The 24,446-nt window shown below is 72.4% G+C and carries 22 protein-coding genes and 1 pseudogene; 10 read left to right on the top strand and 13 right to left on the bottom strand.

Features of this window, described 5'->3' with window-relative positions:
• Positions 1–50: 50 nt before the first annotated feature.
• From wrbA to ABZU46_RS23195, 4 genes are all read right to left on the bottom strand, one after another.
• Positions 51–668, bottom strand: coding sequence for an NAD(P)H:quinone oxidoreductase (gene wrbA, locus ABZU46_RS23210; protein WP_354860967.1), 618 nt, complete (start codon positions 666–668; stop codon positions 51–53).
• A gap of 286 nt (positions 669–954) precedes the next feature.
• Entirely contained in the window at positions 955–1,323 is a 369-nt protein-coding gene (locus tag ABZU46_RS23205) for a DUF3037 domain-containing protein (RefSeq protein ID WP_354860965.1), read from the bottom strand.
• Complete coding sequence (locus tag ABZU46_RS23200) at positions 1,320–2,078, bottom strand: HipA family kinase (RefSeq protein ID WP_354860964.1); 759 nt, start codon at positions 2,076–2,078, stop codon at positions 1,320–1,322. The genes ABZU46_RS23205 and ABZU46_RS23200 overlap by 4 nt, the downstream gene beginning before the upstream one ends.
• A gap of 76 nt (positions 2,079–2,154) precedes the next feature.
• Positions 2,155–2,547, bottom strand: coding sequence for a hypothetical protein (locus ABZU46_RS23195; protein WP_354860962.1), 393 nt, complete (start codon positions 2,545–2,547; stop codon positions 2,155–2,157).
• Positions 2,548–2,682: 135 nt separating this feature from the next.
• On the opposite strand from ABZU46_RS23195, the gene ABZU46_RS23190 reads away from it, so the two are divergent.
• Complete coding sequence (locus tag ABZU46_RS23190; protein WP_354860961.1) at positions 2,683–3,804, top strand: winged helix DNA-binding domain-containing protein; 1,122 nt, start codon at positions 2,683–2,685, stop codon at positions 3,802–3,804.
• Here the strand turns inward: ABZU46_RS23190 and malQ are convergent.
• From malQ to ABZU46_RS23160, 6 genes are all read right to left on the bottom strand, one after another.
• Entirely contained in the window at positions 3,786–5,810 is a 2,025-nt protein-coding gene (malQ, locus tag ABZU46_RS23185) for a 4-alpha-glucanotransferase (RefSeq protein ID WP_354860959.1), read from the bottom strand. The two genes, ABZU46_RS23190 and malQ, sit on opposite strands and share 19 nt — an antisense overlap.
• A gap of 173 nt (positions 5,811–5,983) precedes the next feature.
• Positions 5,984–7,192 carry a sn-glycerol-3-phosphate ABC transporter ATP-binding protein UgpC gene (gene ugpC, locus ABZU46_RS23180; RefSeq protein ID WP_354860957.1) on the bottom strand — a complete coding sequence of 403 codons (1,209 nt, stop codon included), beginning with the start codon at positions 7,190–7,192 and terminating at the stop codon, positions 5,984–5,986.
• Between the two features lie 10 nt (positions 7,193–7,202).
• A complete protein-coding gene (locus ABZU46_RS23175; protein WP_354860955.1) occupies positions 7,203–8,039 on the bottom strand; it encodes a carbohydrate ABC transporter permease in 837 nt (278 codons plus the stop codon).
• A 1-nt stretch (position 8,040) separates the two neighbouring features.
• Complete coding sequence (locus ABZU46_RS23170; RefSeq protein ID WP_354860953.1) at positions 8,041–9,021, bottom strand: sugar ABC transporter permease; 981 nt, start codon at positions 9,019–9,021, stop codon at positions 8,041–8,043.
• Positions 9,018–10,307, bottom strand: coding sequence for an ABC transporter substrate-binding protein (locus ABZU46_RS23165; protein ID WP_354860952.1), 1,290 nt, complete (start codon positions 10,305–10,307; stop codon positions 9,018–9,020). Before ABZU46_RS23165 ends, ABZU46_RS23170 begins: the two co-directional genes overlap by 4 nt.
• Before the next feature lie 194 nt (positions 10,308–10,501).
• Complete coding sequence (locus tag ABZU46_RS23160; protein ID WP_354860951.1) at positions 10,502–10,756, bottom strand: flavin reductase; 255 nt, start codon at positions 10,754–10,756, stop codon at positions 10,502–10,504.
• A 44-nt stretch (positions 10,757–10,800) separates the two neighbouring features.
• Between ABZU46_RS23160 and ABZU46_RS23155 the strand changes: the two genes are divergently transcribed.
• The 5 genes and pseudogenes from ABZU46_RS23155 (at position 10,801) to ABZU46_RS23135 (ending at position 13,103) form a co-directional block, all read left to right on the top strand.
• Complete coding sequence (locus ABZU46_RS23155) at positions 10,801–11,616, top strand: helix-turn-helix transcriptional regulator (protein WP_354860970.1); 816 nt, start codon at positions 10,801–10,803, stop codon at positions 11,614–11,616.
• Positions 11,604–11,792, top strand: a complete 189-nt coding sequence (locus ABZU46_RS23150) for a DUF397 domain-containing protein (RefSeq protein WP_354860949.1) — start codon at positions 11,604–11,606, stop codon at positions 11,790–11,792. Before ABZU46_RS23155 ends, ABZU46_RS23150 begins: the two co-directional genes overlap by 13 nt.
• 111 nt (positions 11,793–11,903) lie before the next feature.
• Positions 11,904–12,122 (top strand): annotated as a pseudogene (locus ABZU46_RS23145) (VOC family protein); the annotation flags it as partial.
• Positions 12,123–12,307: 185 nt separating this feature from the next.
• A complete protein-coding gene (locus tag ABZU46_RS23140; RefSeq protein WP_234589839.1) occupies positions 12,308–12,739 on the top strand; it encodes a hypothetical protein in 432 nt (143 codons plus the stop codon).
• Between the two features lie 46 nt (positions 12,740–12,785).
• Entirely contained in the window at positions 12,786–13,103 is a 318-nt protein-coding gene (locus ABZU46_RS23135) for a hypothetical protein (protein ID WP_354860947.1), read from the top strand.
• Between the two features lie 366 nt (positions 13,104–13,469).
• Here the strand turns inward: ABZU46_RS23135 and ABZU46_RS23130 are convergent, their stop codons facing one another.
• From ABZU46_RS23130 to ABZU46_RS23120, 3 genes are all read right to left on the bottom strand, one after another.
• Positions 13,470–14,180: an HAD family hydrolase gene (locus ABZU46_RS23130; protein WP_354860946.1), complete on the bottom strand. Its 711-nt coding sequence runs from the start codon at positions 14,178–14,180 to the stop codon at positions 13,470–13,472.
• 42 nt (positions 14,181–14,222) lie between these two features.
• On the bottom strand, positions 14,223–14,843 hold the full coding sequence (locus tag ABZU46_RS23125) for a TetR/AcrR family transcriptional regulator (RefSeq protein WP_354860945.1): 621 nt from the start codon (positions 14,841–14,843) through the stop codon (positions 14,223–14,225).
• Between the two features lie 233 nt (positions 14,844–15,076).
• A complete protein-coding gene (locus ABZU46_RS23120; protein WP_354860943.1) occupies positions 15,077–17,785 on the bottom strand; it encodes a glucosidase in 2,709 nt (902 codons plus the stop codon).
• A 42-nt stretch (positions 17,786–17,827) separates the two neighbouring features.
• Between ABZU46_RS23120 and ABZU46_RS23115 the strand changes: the two genes are divergently transcribed.
• The 4 genes from ABZU46_RS23115 to ABZU46_RS23100 all read left to right on the top strand — a co-directional run.
• The gene (locus ABZU46_RS23115) at positions 17,828–19,771 is read left to right on the top strand and encodes an amylo-alpha-1,6-glucosidase (protein ID WP_354860942.1); all 1,944 of its coding nucleotides are present in this window, start codon (positions 17,828–17,830) and stop codon (positions 19,769–19,771) included.
• A 137-nt stretch (positions 19,772–19,908) separates the two neighbouring features.
• On the top strand, positions 19,909–21,243 hold the full coding sequence (locus tag ABZU46_RS23110; RefSeq protein WP_354860940.1) for a glycosyltransferase family 4 protein: 1,335 nt from the start codon (positions 19,909–19,911) through the stop codon (positions 21,241–21,243).
• Positions 21,244–21,326: 83 nt separating this feature from the next.
• Positions 21,327–23,201, top strand: a complete 1,875-nt coding sequence (locus ABZU46_RS23105; protein WP_354860939.1) for a serine/threonine-protein kinase — start codon at positions 21,327–21,329, stop codon at positions 23,199–23,201.
• A 178-nt stretch (positions 23,202–23,379) separates the two neighbouring features.
• Positions 23,380–24,446 (top strand): serine/threonine-protein kinase (locus ABZU46_RS23100; protein ID WP_354860969.1); only part of this gene is annotated, 1,067 nt, incomplete at its 3' end.

The raw sequence follows: 24,446 nt of genomic DNA, 5'->3' as shown, positions 1-24,446 counted from the left end.
GGTGCGAGCGGGCCGAGAGCCCCCGCCCGCGCCACCGGTCGCACCATCTGTCAGCCGCCCATGCCCTGCTTGAGCGCGGCGCCGATCTGCACCGCCCGGCGGGCGGTGAGGGCGCAGGCGCCCAGCGCCACCGCGTCCGGGGCGATCTCCCCGTTGTTGCTGGTGTGCGAGGCGCCGTACGGGTTGCCGGCGATGAACTGGCTGGAGTCGGTGTAGCCGGGGGGCACCACGACACCACCCCAGTGGTAGAAGACGTTGAAGAGCGAGGTCAGGGTGGTCTCCTGCCCTCCGTGCGAGGTCGCCGTCGAGGTGAAGCCCGCGTAGACCTTGTTGGCCAACGCGCCCTGCGCCCACAGCGGACCGGTGGTGTCGATGAACTGCTTCAGCTGGGCGGCGATCATGCCGTACCGGGTGGGGGATCCGAAGATCGCCACGTCGGCCCAGGCCAGGTCGTCGATCATCGCCTCGGGCACGTCCTGGGTCTCCAGGTGGTGCGCCTGCCAGCCGGAGTTGGAGCGGATCGCCTCGTCCGGCGCCAGCTCCCGCACCTTGCGCAGGCGCACGTCGGCGCCGGCCTCCCCGGCGGCCTCGCACGTGGCCTGCGCCATCTGGTACGTGATGCCGGTGGCGCTGTAATAGATCACCGCTACCTTGGTCTGGGCAGCCATCAGATTGTCCCCTTCTCGTCTCGGGTCAGCTCCCGCGACTACCCCCCAGGTGCGGTGACAAACGACGCCGACAGCGGCCTTCCGGTCGTCCGGGCTCAAGTTTTCCGCAAGTTCCCGGTCGTTGCGGCCCGGCCGCCCGCGCGGGCGGCCATCCTGATGCCATCGGTGCCGGCGCGATCCTGCCGCCGGATGGCACCGGGCGCCTGAACGGGGGATCGCGCTCCGCTGGCAACGACGCTGGCGCAGCGCGATCAGGGGCACTTCCCGAACCTCCCGGCCGGTGCGCTCAGTGGACCAGCGCCGCCATCAGCCGGTCCAACTCGCCGGCCGGGTCAGCGGTGAGACCGGTGTGCACCGGGCCCGCCTGGATCATCGTGCTGCGGGGCGCGGCCAGCCAGTGGAACCGCTCACCGAGCCGCATCCGGGTCGCCGGCCCGTCACCGGAGCAGGTCCGGTCCAGGGAGTCGAGCACCGCGGCCACGGCCGGCAGATCGACGTCGGATGCCAGCGCGCGGACCCGATCGGCGTCCAGGTGCGTCCGCGCGGCCAGGAAGTCGCGCTGCTGGCAGTAGAGCAGCACCCCGACGTTGATCTGCTCGCCGCGCTCGATGCGGGGCACCAGCCGGATGAGGGCGTACTCGAAGGGATGCCTCACGCCACGCTCCCCGCCGGTAGCCAGTCCGTCGGGCGGGCGACCCGCCGCGACAGGTGCGCCACGTACGCCTCCCGCGCCGCGTCGGCCGAGTCGAAGTCGGCGGCGGTCAGCCACTGGGCCGGCACCAGCGCCAGGACCTCCCGCAGCAGCTCCGGGGTGACCCGGGGTGCCAGCTCCGCGTCGGCCTCGGCCAGCCGCGACGCGTACGGCTCCAGCACGTGATCGTCCGCGCGGTAGGCCCGGTGCACTGCGGCGTCGGCGCGCGGCCAGTTGTGGTGGAAGTACAGTGCGGCGCCGTGGTCGATGAGCCACAGCTCCCGGTGCCAGACCAGCAGGTTCGGGTTGCGCCAGCTCCGGTCGACGTTCTCCACGTACGCGTCGAACCAGAGCACCCGGGACGCCAGCACGGCATCGACCGGGTGTGCGACCGGGTCGAAGCCGAGCGCTCCCGGGAGGAAGTCCATCCCCAGGTTGGCGCCGCCGCTGTTGCGCAGCAGCTCCTGCACCTCCTGGTCGGGCTCGGCCCGCCCGATCACCGGGTCGATGTCGAGGACCACCAGCGGCGGCACCCGCAACTCCAGCCGGCGGGCCAGCTCACCGCAGATCACCTCGGCGATGAGCGCCTTGGGCCCCTGCCCGGCGCCGGAGAACTTCGCCACGTACGTGCCGAGGTCGTCGGCCTCCACGACGCCCGGCAGCGAGCCACCCTCGCGCAGCGGCGTGACGTAGCGGATGGCGTTGACCTGGCGGAGCACGTCGCCCACCCTACTGGGGCCCGGGTCGCGACCCGCCCCGCGTCGTCGAACGTGCTCCCCGTCGGGGCGGCCCGCGTCAGTCGAGCTTGTCGCGCAGCTTGTTGACCTGCGTCTGGAGGCGGTCCACCGCGTTCTCGTTGTTGACGAAGGTGGTGATGCCCGCGGCGAGGCCGAGGCCGATCAGCACCGCCAGGATGCTCAGCACCAGACCGCCGATCGACACCCCGCGGCCGGTCACCCCGGGTCGTTGCGCCATCTTGAGCCCGACGATGCCGAGGATGATTCCGATGATGCCGAGCACCAGCCCCAGCCACGCGAGGATGGCGGTCAACACGCTGAACAGACCGGCGACGCCGAACACCAGAGCGAAGGTGGCGGCCGCACTGGTCTTCGCGTTGGCTTCCCCCCGGTGGCTCCGAGACCCGGCCGGTACGCCGGCACCCCGGGCCGGCTCGCTTGCGGCAGTCATGAGACTCCCCCTCCGTACGCGCGGCTCGCGTACTTCCGGGGGGCCGCCTTCCCGCTGCTCAGGTGGTTATGCACACGAGGCACTGTCGGCCGGGTGCCCTACCCTGACGCAGCCACCTCCGGGAAAGGGAGTCCGATGACCACGGAACTCACCGCGTCCGAGGCGCTCGGTCTGCGGATGACGAGCCTCCTGCTGCGACCGCACCCGAGCATCCGGCCCGGCGCGGTGGCCGAGGTGGTCGAGTGGTTCGGCGCGATGCAGGCGCAGGATCTGGCGAGCGGGCTGTGGTCGCTGGGCGCCCGGTTGCCGGGGTGGACCAGGTCCGACGTGCAGGCGGCGCTGGAGCGCCGCGAAGCTCTGCGCACCTGGCCGATGCGGGGCACCGTGCACCTCGTTCCTCCCGCCGACACCCGCTGGATGCTGGAGCTGACCGGCGTCCGCTCGCTGGCCGGCGCCGCGACCCGTCGAACGCAACTCGGGCTCACCGAGGCCGACGCGGACCGGGCGCTGGACGTGCTCGGCGCCGCGCTGGTCGGCGGGCGCCGGCTCACGCGGGCGGAGTGCCTGGCGGCCCTTCGCGCGGCGGGCCTGTCGACGGACGGCCAGCGCGGCTACCACCTGCTCTGGTACGCGAGTGTGCGCGGGGTGACCTGCGTGGCGCCGAACGTCGGCACAGATCAGACCTTCGCCCTGCTCGACGAGTGGGCGCCGGAGCAACGCCACCTGGATCGGGACGAGGCGTTGGCCCTGCTCGCCCACCGCTACGTCCGCGGGCACGGGCCGGTCACCGCCCGCGAGTTCGCCGGTTGGAGCGGCCTCACCCTGACCGACGCGCGGCGCGGCCTGGCAGCCGCCGGCGAACTGCTGAGCACGGTGCTCGTCGACGGCGAGCCGATGCACGTGGACGCGGCGCTGTGTGACACGGCGTTGGCCGGTGCGCGCGCGCCGCAGGCCGACGTGCTGGCGCTGCCCGGCTTCGACGAGTACCTGCTCGGCTACCGGGACCGCACGCTGATGCTCGACCCCGCGCACCAGGCGGCCGTGGTGCCCGGCAACAACGGCATCTTCCAGGCGACCGTGGTCCGCGCCGGCCGGGTGGTGGGCGTCTGGAAGCGCACGCTCGGCCGGGCCGCCGTCACCGTGGCGATCCGGCCGCTGACGACGCTGGACGCCGGCGAGCGAGCCCGGGTGGAGCAGGCCCTGGGGCGGTACGCCGACTTCCTCGGGCTGCCCGCCCGCTACGACTGGTCGGCCTGAGGGCTGCTCGTCTCGGACCGGCGCGGGGCGGTCGATCGGGGACGCGCGGCGGTGAGGAGGTCGACGACCCGCGTCACCCTCGGGTCGGCGCGGATCTGCGCCACGGTCGCCGGCAGCGGCAGCCGCCAGTTCGGATACTCGTCGACCGTGCCCGGCATGTTGGGCTGGCGCACCTCACCCAGCACGTCGTAGAGGGAGACGCCGAGCAGTCGGGTGGGGCTGGCCGCGAGCGCCGCGTGCATTGCCACCACCACGTCGTCGTCGGGTGGGCCCGGCTCGCCGCCGGGCGTCGACCCCGGGTCGGCCGGCTCGGGCAGCAGCGCCTCGTCGCGCAGCATCGCCAGCAGCCGCTCGCGGTCGGCGGCGGCCCGGGCGCGCTCGACCGCCACGTCGGTGCCGAGCAACTTCAACTCGTCGCGGACACGGACGTGCTCCCCGGTCAGGAAGCCCGGCGCGGTGGGCAGGTCGTGGGTGGAGATGCTGGCCAGCGCGTTACGCGGCCAGCGGGCCGGCGGGACGAAGGTGCCGTCGTCGTCCCGGGCGAACCACAGCACGGTCGAGCCGAGCATGTTGCGCCCCCGCAGACCCCGGGTCACGGCGGGTTGGACCGTGCCGAGATCCTCGCCGACCACCACCGCGCCGGCCCGGTGGGCCTCCAGCGCGAGGATGCCGAGCATCGCCTCGGCGTCGTATCGGACGTAGGTGCCCTCGGCGGCGCTGGCGCCCGGCGGCACCCACCACAGCCGCCACAGCCCTGCGACGTGGTCGACCCGTAGGCCGCCCGCGTGCCGCAGGGTCCGCCGCAGCATGTCCCGGTACGCCGCGTACCCGGTCTCGGCGAGCCGGTCCGGCCGCCATGCGGCGAGGCCCCAGTCCTGGCCGAGCTGGTTGAAGTCGTCCGGTGGGGCGCCGACCCGCACCCCCTGGGCCAGGACATCGGCGAGCTGCCAGCCGTCCGCGCCGCCCGGGTCGATGCCGACGGCCAGGTCGTGCACCACGCCGACCGGCATCCCGGCCGCCCGGGCCGCCGCGGTGACGGCGTCGAGCTGCTCGTCGCACAGGTGTTGCAGCCAGGCGTGGAAGGCCACCCGGTCGGCGAGCTGCCGACGCTGCTCGGCGACCGCCGGGGCGTCCGGGTGGTGCAGCTCCGCCGGCCAGGCACGCCAGTCGTTGCCGTGCCGCTCCGCCAGCGCGCACCAGGTGGCGAAGCTGGCCAGCGCCGGGTCCGCGGCCAGGTCGACCGGCTGGGCGTACGGGTGCAGCAGCTCCAGGGCGTGCCGCTTGGCGCTCCACACCTCGTCGTAGTCGATCAGGTCGCCGCGGTCAGGGCGCAGCGCGTCCACCACCGCCCGGGTCGCCGGGTCTGCCGCGGCGTACGCGGCGGTGTCACTGACGCGCAGGTAGAGCGGGTTGACGAAGCGCCGACTGGCGGGTGAGTACGGTGAGGCGGCCACCGGGTGCGCGGGTCCCACCGCGTGCAGCGGGTTGAGCAGCACCAGCCCCGCGCCCGTGGCACCGGCCCAGCCGGTGAACTCGGCCAGGTCGCCGAGGTCGCCCATGCCCCAGGAGCGTTCCGAGGTGAGCGCGTAGAGCTGGAGCATCCAACCCCAGGTGCGCGGCGGCACGGGCAGCCGACGGGGCACCACCACGAGCGTCGTCTCGCGGCCGGCGCAGCCCAACCGGTGCCAGCCCAGCGGCAGGTCCTCCGGCAACTCGCCGTCGACGTCGCGGCGGCCGCCGTCCTCCAGGGTCACCACGCCCGGGCCGGGCAGCGCCCGGGTTGTGCCCTGGGTCAGCACCACCGTCGCCGGCAACGCGGTCGAATCGACCGCGCGGGCGGCGGCGAGCGCGTCGGCCACGGCGGCTGGGCTGGTGGCGTCCACGCCGAGCAGGCCGAGCACGCCCACGACGCTCTCTGGTGCGACCTCGACTCGACGGTGCCGCCAGTCCTCGTACCAGGTGGACACGCCGTACGCCTTGGCCAGCGCGGCCAGTCGTCGGTCCATCCCGCCCCCCGCCTCACGATGCGACCTTCGACCACCTTGCCACGCCCACCCGCCGACCGCAGCGCACCCTGCCCCCGCCGATCCTGCAGTTCCTGTCGCGGCACAGGGGACATTCGACCCAGGTCGACAACGGAGACTGCAAGATCGGCGGGACTGGCGGCGGGGTCGGGCCGTCAGTCGGCGAGCGCGCCGGCCGACCTGCCCTCGTGCAGAGTGAGGTTGCGGCCGTTGGTCGGGTCGAACAGGTGGATCTTCTCCAGGTTGAACCAGACGCGGCGGGACTGTCCCTCCGCGACCGGAGACTCGGCCGACAACCGGGTGACCAGGTTGCCACCGGTGCCGGCGAAGTCGCCCCCGCCCGCGTCGGCGGCCAGCTCCTCCAACTCGGCGGCGCTGGCCCGCTCCCCCTCCACCGTGAAGTAGACGTACTTGTCCGAGCCCATCGACTCGACGATCTCCACGGGCGCCTCGAACTCCAGACCCCGGCGACGGGTGTCCTCGTCGACCAGCTCGGCGTCCTCGAAGTGCTCGGGGCGTACGCCGAGGATCAGCTCGCGGGGCGCGTCGGCCGCCTCCAGCTCGCGGCGGACCCGGTCGCCGAGCGGCACCTCGCCCAGCGCGGTGTGCAGGCTGCCGTCCTGCACGGCGGCGTGCAGGAAGTTCATCGACGGGGAGCCGATGAAGCCGGCCACGAAGAGGTTGCGGGGGTGGTCGTACAGCTCCTGCGGAGGCCCGACCTGCTGGATCGCGCCACCCCGCATGATGACCACCCGGTCGCCGAGGGTCATCGCCTCGGTCTGGTCGTGGGTGACGTAGACGGTCGTGGTGCCGAGCTGCTTCTGCAACCGGGACACCACCGTGCGCATCTGCACGCGCAGCTTCGCGTCCAGGTTGGACAGCGGCTCGTCCATCAGGAACGCCTTGGGCTGGCGGACGATCGCCCGGCCCATCGCCACCCGCTGACGCTGACCACCGGAGAGGTTGGCCGGCTTGCGGTCCAGCAGCGGCACCAGCTCCAGCACCTTGGCCGCCTCGTCGACCTTGGCGTTGATGGTCTCCCGGTCCAGCTTGGCCAGCCGCAGCGGGAACGCCATGTTCTCCCGCACCGTCATGTTCGGATACAGCGCGTAGGACTGGAACACCATCGCGATGTCCCGGTCCCGGGGGGCCTTGTCGTTGACCCGCTGGCCGCCGATGCGCAGCTCGCCGGAGCTGATGTCCTCCAGCCCGGCGATCATGTTGAGGGTGGTGGACTTGCCGCAGCCCGAGGGGCCGACCAGGATCACGAACTCGCCATCGGCGATCTCCAGGTCGACGTCCTGCACGGCGACGGTCCCGTCCGGGAAACTCTTGCTCACCTTGTCGAGCACGATGTCAGCCATGACTACTCACCTATCCCTTGACTGCGCCGGAGGTCAGGCCGGACACGATGCGGCGCTGGAAGAAGAGGACGAACAGGATGATCGGTACGGTGATCACCACGGCGGCGGCGCAGATCGCCCCGGTGGGGTCCTCGAACTGCGACGCGCCGGTGAAGAACGACAGCGCGGCCGGCACCGTGCGGGACCGCTCGGTGGAGGTCAGCGAGATGGCGAACAGGAAGTCGTTCCAGCAGAAGATGAAGACCAGGATCGCCGTGGTGAACAGGCCGGGCGCGGCCAGTGGCGCGATCACCCGCCGGAACGCCTGTGCCTGGGTGGCGCCGTCCATCTTCGCCGCCTTCTCCAGGTCCCACGGGATCTGCTTGAAGAACGCCGACAGCGTGTAGATCGCCAGCGGCAGCGCGAAGGTGATGTACGGCAGGATCAGTCCCGGCCAGGTGTCGAAGATCTTGAGCTGACGCTCGATCTCGAACAGGGGCGACACGAGGGACACCTGCGGGAACATCGCGATCAGCAGGGAGACCCCGACCAGCAACCCCTTGCCGGGGAAGTCCAGCCGGCTGATCGCGTACGCGGCCATCGCGCCGAGCACCACAGCGATGAGCGTGGCGATCAGGGCGATGCCGATGGAGTTGATCAGCGCGCGGACGAACTGGTCGGTGTCGAAGATCGTCCGGTAGTTGTCCAGCGTCCACTCCCGGGGGATGAAGTTCCCGTCGGTGAGGGTGGCCGGCGTCTTGAACGACAGCGAGGCGATCCACAGCACCGGGACCATCGCGAAGACGACCACGAGGACGTCGAGCAGACCCCAGCGCACCTTCGCCCGGGTGGTGGTTTCGACAGCCATGTCAGCGCCTCTCCCCGTCGTCGCTGCCGGGGGCAGCGGTGCCGAACAGCTTCACGAAGACGAAGGCGATGATCGCCACGGTGATGAAGATGAGCACCGACATCGTCGAGCCGATGCCGAGGTTGAGACCCCGGATCAGGTTGTTGTAGGCGAGCATCGACACCGACGAGGTCTCGTTGCCGCCGGCCGTCAACACGAAGATGTTGTCGAAGACCCGGAACGCGTCCAGGGTGCGGAACAGCAGCGCGACCAGGATCGCCGGCTTCATCACCGGCAGCATCACCTTGGTGAACTTCTGCCAGGCGGTCGCCCCGTCGGTGGAGGCGGCCTTGAGCAGGTCCTCCGGGACCAGCGCCAGCCCCGCCATCAGCAGCAGCGCCATGAACGGCGTGGTCTTCCAGATCTCCGCCAGCATGATGATCGCCAGCGAGCTGGCCCGCTCGGTGAGCGGCGCACCGTCGCTGAACACGTCCGCCAGGTAGCCGGTGCCGGGCGTCCAGGCGTACCGCCAGGAGAACGCGGCGACCACCGTGACGATCCCGTACGGGATGAGCGCCGAGGTCCGCACCAGGCCGCGCCCGACAAGCGTACGGTGCATGATCAGCGCCAGCCCCATGCCGAGCACCAGCTCGACGGCCACGGTGACCACCGTGATCAGCGTGGTCACCCCGAACGCCGTCCACCAGAACTCGTTGGTGAGCACGGTGACGTAGTTCTCCAGCCCGATGAACTCACGCTGGTCGGGAAAGCGCAGGTCGTAGCGCTGCAACGACAGCCAGACCGAGTAGATGATCGGGTACGCGGTCACCGCGACCATCACCAGCGCGGCGGGCGCGCAGAGCAGCCAACCGAGTCGCCGTTCGGCCTTCTTGTTCTCACTCAGCGGCGGCCGGCGACGGCCGCCCCGCTGGGTGGGGACGGTGGTGGCCCGTTCCGCCTCGGCGCTCACCTGCGCGCCGGCCGGCGTGGCGTTGACACTCACGGCAGGACCCCCTTGGACTGGAGGGCGTCGGCGATGGCGCCGCGCAGCTCATCGGCCGTCTGTTGCGGACGGATCGCCGACGGCGGCGACAGGATCGCCGACATGACGGTCGAGATGCTCTGGTAGGCCGGGGTCAGCGGACGGGTCGCCGGTTCCTTCAGCTCTTCGAGGATGGTGTCCTTCATGGGGTACGCCTCGGTCATCTCCGGCTCGTCGAAGACCGCCTCGATGGTCGGTGGCACGCCGTCGTTGATGGCGGAGAACTTCTGGTGCTCGGGGCTGCGCAGACACCGGGCCGCCTCGAACGACTGCTCCGGGTGCCGGGAGTAGGAGCTGACCGCCAGGTTCACGCCGCCGATGGTGACCTTGCTGGGGGTGTTCTCGTCGATGCCGGGCACCCGCGCCCAGCCGACCTGCTTGGCCAGCTCCGGGTTGGCCTCCTGCAACGCCGGATAGACGAACGGCCAGTTCACCTGGAACGCGCCCGAGCCGGACTGGAACTCCAGCCGGACCGGGTCCTCGGTGGCGTTGCTGAACGACGGCGAGGTCACGCCCGACGTGGCGAACCGCTGCAACTGCTCCAGCGCCCGGACCGTGCCGTCGTCCATCACGGCCTTCTTGCCGTCGTCGGAGAGGACCTTTCCGCCGGCGCTCTCGGCCAGGGTGTTGTAGAGGACGACCAGGCCCTCGTACTGGGCGCCCATGGTGAGCACCTGGTACGGCTTGCCCTGGTCCTTGAGCTGCTGGGCGGCCGTGATCATCTGGTCCCAGGTGGTCGGCGGCTGCGGCACCAGGTCCTTGCGGTACCAGAGCAGTTGGACGTTGGTGTTCTTCGGCGCGGCGTAGAGCTTGTCCTCGTAGCGGGCGGTGTCCAGCGGCCCGGCGAGGGTGCCCTGCTCGACGTCGGACTTCTCCTGGCCGGTCCACTCGCGGATCCAGTCGGCGCTGGCGAACTCCTGGGTCCAGGTGACGTCCAGGCCGAGCACGTCCATCCCGCTGTCCTCGGCGGCCAGCCGGCGCACCATCTGCACCCGCTGGTCGTCGGCCTGACGGGGCAGCACCCGGTAAACGATCTTGTATCGTCCCTGGGCCTGCGCGTTGCAGTCGTCGACCACCTTCTGCAGGTTCTGCTCCGGCGGGTAGTACAGGTTGATCGTCGGCGTACCGCCGCCACCGTCGTCGGCGCCGCACGCGGCCAACGGCGCGACCAGCGCCAGCGCGGCGGCCGCGGCGCCAAGCCGGGCAGCCGGCCGACGCCGGTGTCGAGCCGTTTCGGGGTCCGTCATCGCCCTCCCCCTCTCTTCGGCGAGAAACCGGGGAGGGGCATCCGTGCCCCGGCGCACGGCGAGACCTTTCCGGGCCGATGAGCTGCGGAAATGACCAGGCCCGGATGCTCCGTGCGGCTACACTGCCCCACTCCCCGCGCCGCGAAACCTGCCCGCAACGGGCAAGACGAGCACCCCGCCCCGACCGACAAGCGTCAGCCCCGGGCTCGCGCCCAGGAGAGGAAGCGTTCGGTCATCCGTGTCGGCGGGTGGTCCGGGTGGAGTTGGGTGAGCTGGTGGGTCGCCTCGTTCATCAGGGTGCCGAGGTAGATCAGCAGACCCGTCCGGTCGGTCCGGTACTCCGTCAACAGGGTGAGCTTGGCCGGCTGGCAGGGCCACTCCCGGCCGCAATTGCGGCACCGCCACAGCGGACGCATGGCGACATGCGGGGTGGGCGGACGAACCACCATCACCACCACCGTGTCTCGTCGTGGTGGTCTGTCGGGCTCAGCACATCGGCCTCCTCGCGCATGGGAGGGGCCGCTCCCGCAAGGGGGGAACGGGAGCGACCCTCCGGGCGGAGACAGGGCTCAGCCAGGACGACTTCGGCCGAGGCATCGGCTACTCGGGCTCGCACGTCAGCTCCGTCGAGACGGGCGGGCGACCGCCCACGAAGGAGTACATGCGAGCGGTCGACAACCACCACCGGACCGGCGAGCGCTTCCAGCGGATGCTGGAGCGGTTGGGCCGGCTCGACGCCGAACCGGCCTGGCTGCGTGAGTGGATCGAGTTCGAGCGGGAGGCGACCACGCTGCGCTGGTTCGAGTTGGCGTACGTGCCGGGCCTGCTCCAGACCGAGCGGTACGCCCGCGCCACGTTGGCCGGCGGCCGGTTCGACGCCGAGGACGTCGACCGCATCGTCGCGTCACGGCTGGAGCGGCAGGCGATCCTGCGACGCCCGCGCCCGCCGCAGCTCATCACCGTGCTGGACGAAGCGGTGTTGCGCCGGCCGGTGCTCGACCAGCCGGGCCTCATGCTCGAACAGTGCGAGCACCTGGTGGAGTTGGCGGCCCAGGAGCACATCCAGGTGCACGTCGTCCCGGTGGACGCGGGGATGTACCTGGGGATGGGTGGCCAGTTCATCATCGCCGAGATGCCGGACGGCGAACGGGTGACCTACGCCGACAACCAGCTCACCGCGCAGATCGTCGACACGTCGACCGACGTCGCTAAGCTGGCCAAGACGTGGGAGATCGTTCGCAACGAGGCCCTCCCCCGCCGGCAGTCAATCGAGCTGATCAAGGAAGTGACGAAGTCATGGATGCCCTGACTCCACGCTGGCGCAAGTCGACCCGGTCCGGCGGCAACGGCGGTGCCTGCGTCGAGGTCGCCGACAACCTGCCGCACGTCGTGCTGGTGCGCGACACCAAGGACCGCGACGGCGGGACCCTGCACGTCACCCCGAATGCCTGGAAGGCATTCATCGGTTACGCCAAACAGCGCTGACCGCGCACTCTCCCGGGCCAACGCGCCGCAAGATCCGCACAACATCCCGGACACTGCTGCGTCAGGGCCGCCGGGGGCAGCGACACCCGCGTCGACCCCCGCTCCGCGCGTTCGGACGCCGAGTCGATCTGGGTGAACCAGGTGCCCGAGCCTCGGGTCGGCAAGACACGCGTACACCTGGATCTGCGGCTGGCGGGGGCGGAGCCGGCGCCGCTGCTCGCGGCCGGCGCCCGGCTGGTCCGCGAACCCGACGGCGAGGTCGGCTGGTGGGTGCTGGCCGACCCGGAGGGCAACGAGTTCTGCGCCTTTCCGCCACGCACCACCGGGTGAACGACCGACTACCCAGCGCGGGCGGCGTCGACTAGCGTTTCCGTAGCGCCGCAGCCAGCGCGTTCGCCGCCGACGTCGACACGCCTCCGGCCGGCCCAGCCTGCCCGATCGGTTGGTTATCGCGGGAACGTCCCACCGCCGCTGCACCGGTTCGGCAGGATCGTCCCAATGAGGGAGGTGCCGTCGTGCAGGACACCCGCGCTCTCGCCCTGACCTTCGAGGTGAGCGGCCTGCCACCGGTCAAGACCGAAGCGTTGTCCATCTTCGCCGCCGGACACCGGCAGGCGACGAGGGTCCGCACCCTGCTCCAGGCCGCCTTGGGCGCGGCCCAGCGCACCGGCTGGACGCCGTTGCCCGGGCCGATCGAGGTGGACCTGGTTCTGCGCTGCCCGCCCGGGCACCGGACATCCGACGCCAGCACCCTGCTCGGCGGCGTCTGCGCGGTGCTGCAGGACAAGAAGCGGGTCTCCACCATCGGCCTGGCGCACCTCGGCGTCCTGGTGGATGTCGCCCTCTACGACGACGACCGGCAGATCCGCCGCTTGTCGTACCACGAGGAGCCGGCGGAGGACTTCTCGTACCAGGTGCGGGTAGCCGCCGTACCTTCCGGCGTTTGACCGACGGCCGCGGTGGGGTATCGCGGACGCCGACGAAGGGAGCACGATGTCGGAGCCACATGTCACGCTCGACCCGCGCGGGCTCGATCCCGTGCAGCAGAAGCTGCGCGGGCCGCTGGAGGACCAGCTGACCTCGGCTCTCCAGGCAGCCACCGACCGGATTCGCGCCGGCTACGCCGGCGAGCCGGTCGAGCAGGTGTGCCAGCGGCTGTTGGACGAGACCCGCTCCGGGTTGCATCCCGACATCGCGGCCGGGTTCAACCCGGACATGGACGAGTTCTGCCGGGTGGCGATCTCGATCGTCCGTGGCGGGTCCGACGAGCCGGACGCCCGCCCCACCGGCGACGGCCGGCACCGCGCCTAGCGAGCCGGCACCGATCGCAGTGGCCGGGTCAGGACCGGGTCCGCAACTACCCGGTCCTGACGTCCGGCCGTCCGACGGGGAGCGGACAGGTCCGGCACCCACCGCGCGCGTGGGCGCGGCACGACGCCACGCGGCCCGGCGGGGAGGTCCGGCCGCCCTGCACTCAGCTCCACGGTGCCCACCCGCCGGACACCGGTGCGCCCCCGGCACACCCCGAAAGGCCGTGAGCGCCGGCCCAGGTTAGGCGGATCCCGACGGGGCGGACAAGCGTTGCGGGACCGTCCGGGACGTGACTGATCTCAAGGGGAAAAAGCGGCATGTGCGCGTAACGCGACCATGATCTTCGACGCTGTTCGGGTTCGACGGTCAGAAGTGCCGGAGCAGGTCCCGGAAGGCGGCCAGTCGCAGCACGCCGGTGTCGGTCGGGTCCAGCTCGTCGTCCTCCAACACCCAGGTGTTCTCGTTCGGAATGAACACCGCGTTCAGCCCGGCCGCCCGCGCCGGGAGGATGTCGGACTTCGGGGAGTTACCGATCATCCACGCGTCGGCCGGCTCGAACCCGTGCTCGCGGATGAGCCACCGGTAGGTGTCGACGTTCTTCTCGGCGACGATGTGCGCCGCCCCGAAGTGGTGCAGCAGCCCGCAGGCATCCAGCTTGCGCTGCTGCTCCTCCCGTTCGCCCTTGGTCAGCAGCAGCAGTTCGTGCCGGCCGGCCAACTCGTCGAGCGCCTCGGCGACACCGGGCATCAACTCCACCCGGTGCTCCACCAGCGCCAGTGCCAGCCGGTCGATCTCCTGGCGCTCGGCGTCGGTGGCCGGCCGTTCGCGCAGCCGCTCCAGGCACTCGGCGAGGCTGCGGAGGAAGACCTTGCTGCCGTACCCGTGCGCCACCGCGTTGGCCCGCTCGATGTCGTCGAGGATCGCCCGGGTCTCCGCCCGGTCCAGGGTGGGGTGGTCGAGCCAGGCCAGGAAGTCGTCGATCACCCGCTCGAAGACGACGTTGTTCTCCCACAACGTGTCGTCCGCGTCGAAGATCAATACCTGTGCCCGTCGACGGGCCGCCTGGTCCGTGGTCATGCCGGCACCTCCTCGCGATCATGCTCGTGCGGGACGCGAACTCTAGGGCATTGCGCCCCGGGCACCCAGCGAGTTCCCGTCCGCCGGGCAGGGCCACCACAGCAGCCTCTCCGTGATCATCGCCTCCCGCTCCTCCTGCGCCTCGGGGCGCAGCCGGCCGCCGCGGGTGAGCATCACGACGCCGTGCAGCAGGCTCCAGCCCACCTCGGCGAGGGTGTCCGGATCACGCCCCTGAGCCAGCGGGAGCAGGGCCGCCCGCAGCGCGGCGAAGACCGCCCGCGGCGCCGCCGGCACCCCGGCCGCGCCGAGGGCGAGGTCCGGGGTCAGCGCGAGCATCGCGTCGTAGACAGCTGGATTGGCGTACGCGAAGTCGAGGTACGCGGTCGCCATCACCGCCCAGGCCCGCTCCGGGAAGGGGTTGTCGGCGTGGGCGGCGGTCAGCTCGGCGGCCAGCTCGGCGAAGCCGTGCACCGCGACGGCGGCCAGCACCGCCTCCTGGTCGGCGAAATGCCGGTAGAGGTCGCCGACGTCCACGTTGGCCCGCTCGGCGAGCCGTCGGCCGTTCAGCCCCGTCCAACCCTCAGCCTCGGCCAGCTCGCGGGCGGCCGTGACGATGAGATGTCGCCGGTCCTCTTCGGTTGCCTCCTCGGCAGGTACGGACACGGGCCGAGCGTAACGACCAGCACTGTTCGTATCCGCCTCATGACGGATTGGTGACTGTTGCCTCCTCGGCAGATCGGCAGCCGAGGCCGCGCCGCACGAGTGAGCGCCGCCCCATGATCGTGCTCGATCCAGGATCGAGTCGCCTCACCACGCCACCGACACCACTACATCCTGGATCGAGCACGATCATGCGGTACGCAGGGCGGGGCGCGGCGGGCGGGGCGGGGCGCGGGTCAGCGGCGCAGGGTGAGGATCAGGTCGGCGATCAGGGCCGTCCAGCCGGTCTGGTGCCAGGCGCCCAGGCCGGCGCCGTTGTCGCCGTGGAAGTACTCCGGGAAGGCGATCAGGTCGCGCCAGTCCGGGTGGGTCTGGAACATCTGAGCGGCGCCGTAGATCGGCCGTCGGCCCCAGTCGTCCTGGGTGAAGAGCGAGATCAGCCGGGCGGACAGGTCGTCGGCGATCTCGTCCAGCGAGCGTTTCACCCCGGAGCGGGTCGGATACTCCACCTGGAGGTCGTCGCCGAAGAACGCCGCGTAGTCGCGCAGTGCGCTGATCAGCAGGAAGTTCGTCGGCATCCAGATCGGCCCGCGCCAGTTCGAGTTGCCGCCGAACAGGCCGCTCGTCGACTCGGCCGGCTCGTAGCCGACGGAGAACTCCTGCCCGCCGAGGGTGACCGAGAACGGCTTGTCCAGGTGCGCGCGGGACAGCGTCCGCAGGCCGAAGTCGGAGAGGAACTCGTCGGGGTCGAGCATCCGGGCGAGCAGCCGGACCACCTGATCCTGGCCGACCATGGACAGCAGCCGCTGCTGACGGCCGTCCGGGCCGAGCCGGCGGGTGCCGATCACCTGGGCGTACTCGGGGCGGTTGGTGAGGAACCAGCGCAGCCGCGCGCCCAGCTCCGGCAGCCGGTGCAGGGTCTTGGCGGTGAGGCGGGTGGTGGCGGCCAGCGGCAGCAGCCCGACCACCGAGCGGACCTTCAGCGGCACCTTCGTGCCGTCGGCGAGGCGCAGCACGTCGTAGAAGAAGGCGTCCTCGTCGTCCCACAGCCCCTGCTCGTACGCGGCGGCGGCGATGTAGAGGAAGTGCTCGAAGAACTTCGTGGCGGTGTCCACCCAGGTCCGGTCGTGCTCGGCCAGCACGATGGCCATGTCGAGCAGGTTGAGGGCGTACATGGCCATCCAGCCGGTGCCGTCGGACTGCTCCAGCACGCCGGCCACCGGCAGCGCCGCCGAGCGGTCGAACGGCCCGACGTTGTCCAGCCCGAGGAAGCCGCCCTCGAAGACGTTGTTGCCGCCGGTGTCCTTGCGGTTGACCCACCAGGTGAAGTTGAGCAGCAGCTTGTGCATCACCCGGCCCAGGAACTCGAAGTCCTTGCCGCCGTCGATCTCGAACACCTTGAGCGCCGCCCAGGCGTGCACCGGGGGGTTCACGTCCCCGAACGCCCACTCGTACGCCGGGATCTGCCCGTTGGGGTGCAGGTACCACTCGCGCAGCAGGAGCAGGATCTGCTCCTTGGCGAAGCCCGGGTCGACCCGGGCGATGCTCACGCAGTGGAAGGCCAGGTCCCACGCCGCGTACCAGGGATATTCCCAGGGGTCGGGCATGGAGATGACGTCGAAGCTGGTCATGTGCCACCAGGCGCTGTTGCGCCCGTGCCGGCGCCCGGCCGGCGGGGGCGACGAGCCCGGGTCGCCGTCCAGCCAGCGCTTGACGTCGAAGTGGTAGAACTGCTTGCCCCACATCAGCCCGGCGATGGCCTGCCGCGCCACCAGCGCCTCGTCCGCGGTCGCGGCCTCCGGGATCACGCCGGCGAAGAAGCGGTTCGCCTCGGCCCGCCGTGCCCACACCACGGCCTCGAAGCCGTCCCGGAGGTCGGCCGGGGGCGGCGGGGCGGCGGCCGGCGGCGACGCGGTACGGGTCAGCCGCAGTCGGATCTGGCGCTGACCGCCGGCCGGCACGTCGAGCACGTAGTGCAACGCGCCCTTGGTGCCCTCGCGGGCCGGGTTGACCGTGGGAGCGCCGTTGACCACGTGGTCGTTGATGCCGTCCTTCGGGTACGGCGAGCGGCCGGGCAGCCCCCACAGCCGCTCGGCGTTGGTGTCGTTGTCGCAGAGCAGCGGCACCGGGCCGCCGTCGCCCTCAAGCAGCAGTTGGCCGAGCACCCGGTGCTCACCGACCAGCCGGGTGCCCTCCCCGGTCAGCCGGGGGATCCGGTCGCCGCCGGGCAGCCCCCAGGCCCAGGTGTTGCGGAACCACAGGGTGGGCAGCACGTGCAGGGTCGCCGCCTCATCGCCCCGGTTGGCCACGGTCACCACCATGCACAGGTCGGTCGGTGACGCCTTGGCGTAGTCGACGGTCACCGCCCAGTACCGGTCGTCGTCGAAGATCCCGGTGTCCACCAGCTCGTACTCGGTGTCGTCCCGGCCGCGCAGCGCGTTCACCGCGACGAGCTCGTCGTACGGGAAGGCGGCCTGCGGGTAGTGGTAGCGCCAGCGCATCCAGGAGTGGGTGGGCGTGGAGTCCTCGTACCACCAGTACTCCTTGGCGTCCTCCCCGTGGTTGCCGCCGTCGCCGCCGAGGCCGAACATCCGCTCCTTGAGGATCGGGTCCTTGCCGTTCCACAGCGCCAGGGCGAAGGCGAAGGTCTGTCGGTCGTCGCAGACGCCGGCCATCCCGTCTTCATTCCAGCGGTAGGCTCTGGACCGCGCATGGTCGTGCGGGAAGTAGTCCCACGCCGTACCGTGCTCGCTGTAGTCCTCCCGTACCGTCCCCCACGCCCGTTCGGACAGATAGGGACCCCATGCACGCCAGTCCTGCTCCCCCGAGTCGGCCTGGGCGAGCCGGAGCCGCTCAGCGTCGGGTGGCGAGGCGTCGGAGGACGATCGGTCAGTGATCACGTGCACATCTTTGACGCCGCCGAGGTACTTCACCACAGCGGCCATTCTCGTCGTGGCGTGTTACACCTCGGCGGCGGTGGAGGAAAGTTGATCGACATTCACTTCGGCCCGCAGGTCTGCGGCGATCTGACCAGCGCGTCCAGCCGGGAGTGGCTGGTGCCCGACGGCATCGGCGGGTACGCGATGGGCACCGTCGGTGGGCTGCGGACCCGCCGCTACCACGGTCTGCTGGTGGTGCCGGGCGAAACTCCCGCGTCCCGCCAGGTGGGACTCGTCAGCCTCGACCCGGCGGTCACCCTGCCGTCCGGCGCCCGGGTCCGGCTCGGCGCCCACGAGTGGTCCTCCGGCGTCGTCGACCCGCGCGGCTTCGAGCTGCTGGAGCGCTTCGACCTGGTCGACGGGCTGCCCCGGTGGCGGTGGCGGATCGGCGCGGTCGTGATCGAGCGGGAGCTGGCCATGCTGCCCGGCCGCTCCTGCGTGGCGGTCGTCCACCGGCTGGTCGCCGGCGGTCCGGTCCGGCTGGAGCTGTCGGCCGCGTGCACCTGGCGCGACGCGCACGGCGAGCGTCGGGCCGACGGCCCGACGCCGCAGGTCGAGGCGGTCGCGGACGGCGCGGTGGTCGAGGGCGCGTACCGGCTCGCCGGGCCCGGCTGGACGCCGGAGGGGCAGTGGTGGCTGGGCGTGCACCACCGCGAGGAGGCCACCCGGGGCCTGCACCCGGACGAGGACATCTGGTACGCGGGACGCTTCGCCGGCGAGCTGGAACGACCCGGCGACACGGTGTCGGTGCGGGCCTGGGCGGGCCGGCTGGACGAGGAGCCGCCGCCGGCCGCCGAGATCGTGGCGACGGCCCGGCGACGCAACCGGCAGGTGGTGGCCGCGGCGAAGCCGGCCGACGAGGTGGACGCGACGCTCGCGCTGGCCGCCGACGCGTTCGTGGTCCGTCCCGGCGGCGCGGCGATCGACGTGGTGGCCGGGTACCCGTGGTTCGGCGCCTGGTCGCGGGACACGATGATCTCGTACGAGGGGTTGTTCCTCTGCACGGGCCGGGCCGCCGAGGGGCGCGAGCTGCTGCGGGCGTACGCGGCGACGCTGTCCGAGGGGATGCTCGCCAACACGGCCGACACCGGGCGGGTGGAGTACAACACCGTCGACGGCACGTTGTGGTTCCTGCACGCGGTGAGCCGGCACGTGACGGTCACCGGCGACACCGATCTCGGTGACGAGCTGCTGCCGGCGCTGCGCACGGTCGTCGACGCGCACGTGGCCGGCACCCGCTACGGGATCGCCGTCGACCCGGCCGACGGGCTGCTCGCCCAGGGCGCCCCGGGCACCGCCCTGACCTGGATGGACGCCCGCGTGTACGGGGTGCCGGTCACCCCGCGCACGGGCAAGCCGGTCGAGGTCAACGCGTTGTGGATCAACGGGCTGGCCGGTCTCGCCGAGCTGACCGAGCTGGCCGGGCAGGACGCCGGCGAGCTGTGGCGGCGGCACGCCCAGGCGACCGCGTCGTTCCGGGACCGTTTCCCGTCCCCGACCGGCTGGCTGCACGACGTGCTGGACGCGCCCGCGCCGGCGTACCCACTCGGTGGGGCGGCCCTGCACGACGACGACGCCCTGCGCCCCAACCAGTTGCTGGCCTGGTCGTTGCCGTTCGCGCCGCTGGAGCCGGACGAGCCGACGCTGCGCCGGATCGCGGCCGGGCTGCTCACCCCGCTCGGGCCCCGCAGCCTCGCCCCGGACTCGCCCGAGTTCGTAGGTCGGCACCGGGGTGGCCCGGCCGAGCGCGACGGCGGCTACCACCAGGGCACGGTGTGGCCGTGGCTGCTCGGGCCGTACGTGGACGCCTGCCGCCGAGGCAAGATGTCAGTCGATGACGTATTGATCGGTATTGAGTCCCATCTGACCGAATATGGGCTAGGCTCGGTAAGCGAGACGGCCGACGGCGTCGCGCCGCACTCCGCGACCGGCTGCCCGTTCCAGGCGTGGTCGGTGGCCGAGCTGCTGCGGGTGCGCCGCAAGGGCCAGTAGCGCTTTACACGACCGCAACGGCGGTGTCTCCGCTGGTTATCTCGGCCCCGGCAGGATTGGCCCCGATCCAGACGCGACGGCGACACCGACTCCGGTGTCGGTCGGCGCGCGCCCGGGGACAACTCAAAGGGGGCCGCATGTCACCCGACGCCCACGTGATCGACATCCACCCCGCCCGTCAGCTGCGGGTGCTGATGCTGTCGTGGGAGTACCCGCCGGTGCTCGTCGGCGGCCTCGGCCGACACGTGCACGCCCTCTCCGTCGCCCTCGCCGCCGCCGGCCACGACGTCACCGTCGTCACCCGCCACGCCGACGGCGCACCCCTGGAGGAATACGCCGACGGCGTGCGCCTCCTGCGCGCACCCGAAGACCCCGTCACCTTCCCCCTCGCCACCAGCTCCCTGCTCGCCTGGACCATGGCCTTCAACCACACCCTCACCCGCACCGCCCTACGCGCCACCCAGGCCGGCAGCTACGACGTCATCCACGCCCACGACTGGCTCGTCGCCCACACCGCGACCACCCTCGCCGAACACCTCGACCTGCCGCTGGTCACCACCATCCACGCGACCGAGGCGGGCCGGCACCAGGGCTGGCTGCCCGAGGAGATGAACCGCACCATCCACGGTGTCGAGCACTGGCTCAGCGGGTCCTCCACCCGGGTGATCACCTGTTCGGGTTACATGCGCGACCAGGTCAGCGCGCTGTTCGACGTGCCGACCGGGCTGGTCGACGTGGTGCCCAACGGGGTCGACGACCGGGCCTGGCGGGCCCGCCCGCGCGCGGTCGCCACGGCCCGCGCACGGTTCGCCGCGGACGGCCCCCTCGTCGGGTACGCCGGACGCCTGGTGTACGAGAAGGGCGTGCAGCACCTCGTGCACGCGGTGCCCCGGCTGCGCGAGCGGCACCCCGGCCTGCGCGTGGTGATCGCCGGCGACGGCCCGTACCGCCCCGAGTTGGAGGCCGAGGCCCGCCGCCTGGCGCTCGGCTCGACCGTCCGCTTCACGGGCTTCCTCGACGCCACCCAACTGCCGGCGGTGCTCGGCGCGACCGACGCGACGGTGGTCCCCAGCCTCTACGAGCCGTTCGGCATGGTGGCCCTGGAAGCGGCCGCGGCCGGAGCGCCGCTGGCGGTGGCCCGCACCGGCGGCCTCGCCGAGATCGTCGAGTCCGGCGTGACCGGTGTGACGTTCCCGCACAGCGACCCGGCGGCCCTCGCGGGCGCGGTCGACCAACTGCTCGATGACGAGGTCTTCGCCCGGCGGGTGGCCCGACGGGCCCGCAGCATGGTCGGCGAGCGGTACGGCTGGGCCAGCATCGCGGCCCGCACCGCCGCCACCTATGCCACCGCCCGTCGCGAACACGGCCCGCTCCAGGCCCGGCGGGCCGCCGCCCGACTGGCCGGCGGGCGTGACCGGATCGCCATCCCGGAGGGCAATCTGCTCGCCGCCGCCGACCACGCCGCCTGCTGAGCCAAGTCGGACGACCGATAGGTGACTTCCGATCCACTGGTTAGGGTGTACCCCGGACAGCGGCTGAGGAGGAGCGTGCGCAGGTGCTGATCGCCGGTCGGTACCGGCTGCTCGACCTGGTGGGTCGCGGGGGCATGGGTCGGGTGTGGCGAGCCCGCGACGAGATGCTGCACCGCGAGGTCGCGGTCAAGGAGGTCGTACCGCCCAGTTGGCTGGCCGACCACGAACGGGCCGAGCTGCGCTCGCGCACGCTGCGGGAGGCGCGCGCCGCGGCCCGGCTCAACCACCCCGCCGTGGTCCGGCTCTACGACGTCGTCCCGGTCGAGGGCAGCCCGTGGATCGTGATGGAGTACGTCCCGTCGCGCACCCTGCAGGACGTCATCGACGCCGAGGGGCCGCTGGAGCCGGCCCGCGCCGCCCGGATCGGCCTGGCCCTGCTCGGTGCGCTGGAGGCCGCGCACACGGCCGGAGTGCTGCACCGCGACGTCAAACCGCAGAACGTGCTCGTCGCCCACGACGGCCGGGTGATGCTCGCCGACTTCGGGCTGGCCACCTTCGACGGCGGGGACGGCGCGATGACCCGCCCCGGGTTGGTGCTCGGCTCCCCGCAGTACGTCTCCCCGGAGCGGGCCGCCGAGGGGGTGTCCACGGTGGCCGCCGACCTGTGGTCGCTCGGGGCCACCCTGCACGCCGCCGTGGAGGGCCGCTCCCCGTACGCCCGCAGCAACGCGATGGCCACGCTCAGCGCCCTGGCCGCGGGCCCACCCGACCCGGCCCCGCACGCTGGACCGCTCGCCCCGGTGCTCGCCGGGCTGCTGCGCCGCGACCCGCGCGACCGCCTCGACCACGACGGGGCCCGCCGGCTGCTCACCGCGGCGACCGGCCATCCCAGCCCGCCGGCGCACTCGCGGGAAGCCGCAGCCGACGCCCCGACCCACTCCTCGCCCGCGACCGGCGCCTCCGCCCCCACCGGCTCCTCGGCCTCGGCGGCGTCCGCCTCCGGGGAACCGGCCGACCAGGACGTCACCATCGCGCTGCCCGAGTCCGACCCGACCGCCACCACCAGCGGCAGCGAGGCCGTTCCACCGGGAAACGCTGCGACCGACGCCCGCCCGAGCGGCGAACCGGACGTCCGGGCCTCGGCGGATGCGACAACCCCCGCCCCTGCGACGTCCGAGCGACTGGGCGGACGACTGAGCGAGCGGCCGACGGCGCGGCGGGCCGCGCTGGTCGTCACCGCGCTGCTCGTGGCCGCCGCGGCTGGCGTGGGCACCGCGCTGGCCGTCGCCGGTGACGCCCCGACCGACACCGCCGGGCGGTCCACCGCGCCAGGGGCGGATCGTCCGAACGACGCCAGCGGCACGAACGGGGGCTCCGGCGATGACCGGGGCGGCCTGTACGGCGGTGGTGGCCCCGGCCGGCCCGGCCCGCCGCCGAATGGCCGCGACGTGCCCCCGCCGCCGTTCCCCTGCGTCCATCCGGACGTCGCGGGGCCGCCGGTCGCGGCCGGGTCACCCCTGCCGGGCGAGCGGTTGCGGCCACCCACGGGTTGGGTCTGGCACGCCGACAGCACCGGCTTCCGGGTCTCCGTGCCGGCGACCTGGCACTACTCACGCGAAGGCGCGGTGGTCTGTTTCCAGGACCCGGCCACCGGTCGGGCGTTGAGCGTCGCGCCGGGTGCGGCGGCCGACCCGCTGACCCGACTGCGGTCGGCCCGCGACGACGCGGCCCGGGTCGGGGCGCTGCCGAACTACGACGAGATCCGGCTCGCCGCGGGCGGCGGCGGCGCGGAGTGGGAGTGCCGGTGGACGGCCCCGTACGGCCCGGTGCTGCACGCCCGGCAGGAGGTCCTCCCGGACGAGCGCTGGACCCTGGGCTGGATCACCGACGACCGGGACTGGACGGCCGCCGACGCGGACTGGACGAGGGTGCGAGAGAGTTTCCGACCACCCCGCTGACCTGCGCCGTATGGCCCTGCTCGGCCCTCCGTCCGGCGTGGATCGAGGCCGCTCAGCGGATGAGAAAAGCCGCGTTGGTGGCTATCGTGGAACTCGGGGTGACCGAGGGGGAGCGACCGTGCAGCAGTTGCTGATCGCGGGTCGGTACCGGCTGCTCGACCTGGTCGGCACCGGCGGGATGGGCCGGGTATGGCTGGCCCGCGACGAGATGCTGCACCGGGACGTGGCGGTGAAGGAGGTTGTGCCGCCATCCTGGCTGGCCGAGGCCGAGCGCGCCGAACTACGACTGCGGACGATGCGCGAGGCCCGCACGGCGGCCCGGCTCAACCATCCCAACGTCGTGCGTCTCTACGACGTGGTGCACGACCGGGAAAATCCGTGGATCGTGATGGAGTACGTGGCATCCCGGTCGGTGCAGCAGATCATCAACACCGAGGGCCCGCTGAGTCCACAACGTACCGCCCGGATCGGGCTGGCCGTGCTCGCGGCGTTGCGGGCGGCGCACAGCGCCGGCGTGTTGCACCGCGACGTGAAGCCGCACAATGTGCTGGTCGCCGACGACGGGCGGGTGGTGCTCACCGACTTCGGGCTGGCGACCTTCGACGGCGGGGACGGGGCGATGACCGGCCCGGGCCTGGTGCTCGGCTCGCCGCAGTTCGTCGCGCCGGAGCGGGCCCGCGAAGGCGTGTCGGATCCGCGTACCGACCTGTGGTCGTTGGGCGCGACGCTCTACGCCACGGTCGAGGGGCAGTCCCCGTACGCCCGGTCCAGCGCGATGGCGACGCTGAGCGCGCTGGCCACCGAACCGCCGGATCCGATGCGCCGGGCCGGCCCGTTGCGTCCGGTGATCACCGGCCTGTTGCAGCGCGACCCCTGGCGGCGGTTGACCGCCATCGAGGCCGAGCAGCTGCTGCGCGCCGCGGCCGCCGACCGCGACCGGCCAGCCGGGCCGGCTCCCACCTCGGCGGTGGCGGCGGTCCGCAGCGCGGGCCGGTCGGCAGCGTCCACCCCGGTCGGCCCGGCGGGTCCGCCGGACGACGCGGCGCCGTCGATCCGCCCGCCGACGGCCCGCCCGAACGGCCGACGCCGACGGCTGATCGCACTCAGCGGCGCGGCGACCGCCGCCGTCCTGCTCGTCGCCGGGGGTGTCACGGCGACGCTGCTCAACCACCAGGACGAGCGGATGCCGCCGTCCGGCGCCGGAGGTGGCGCGACCGCCACCCGACCGGCCGCGTTCGCCTGCGC

Source organism: Micromonospora sp. NPDC005197, from assembly GCF_040608295.1.
In the GTDB taxonomy this organism is placed as follows: Bacteria; Actinomycetota; Actinomycetes; order Mycobacteriales; family Micromonosporaceae; genus Micromonospora.
This window is presented reverse-complemented; position numbering and strand designations above follow the sequence as displayed.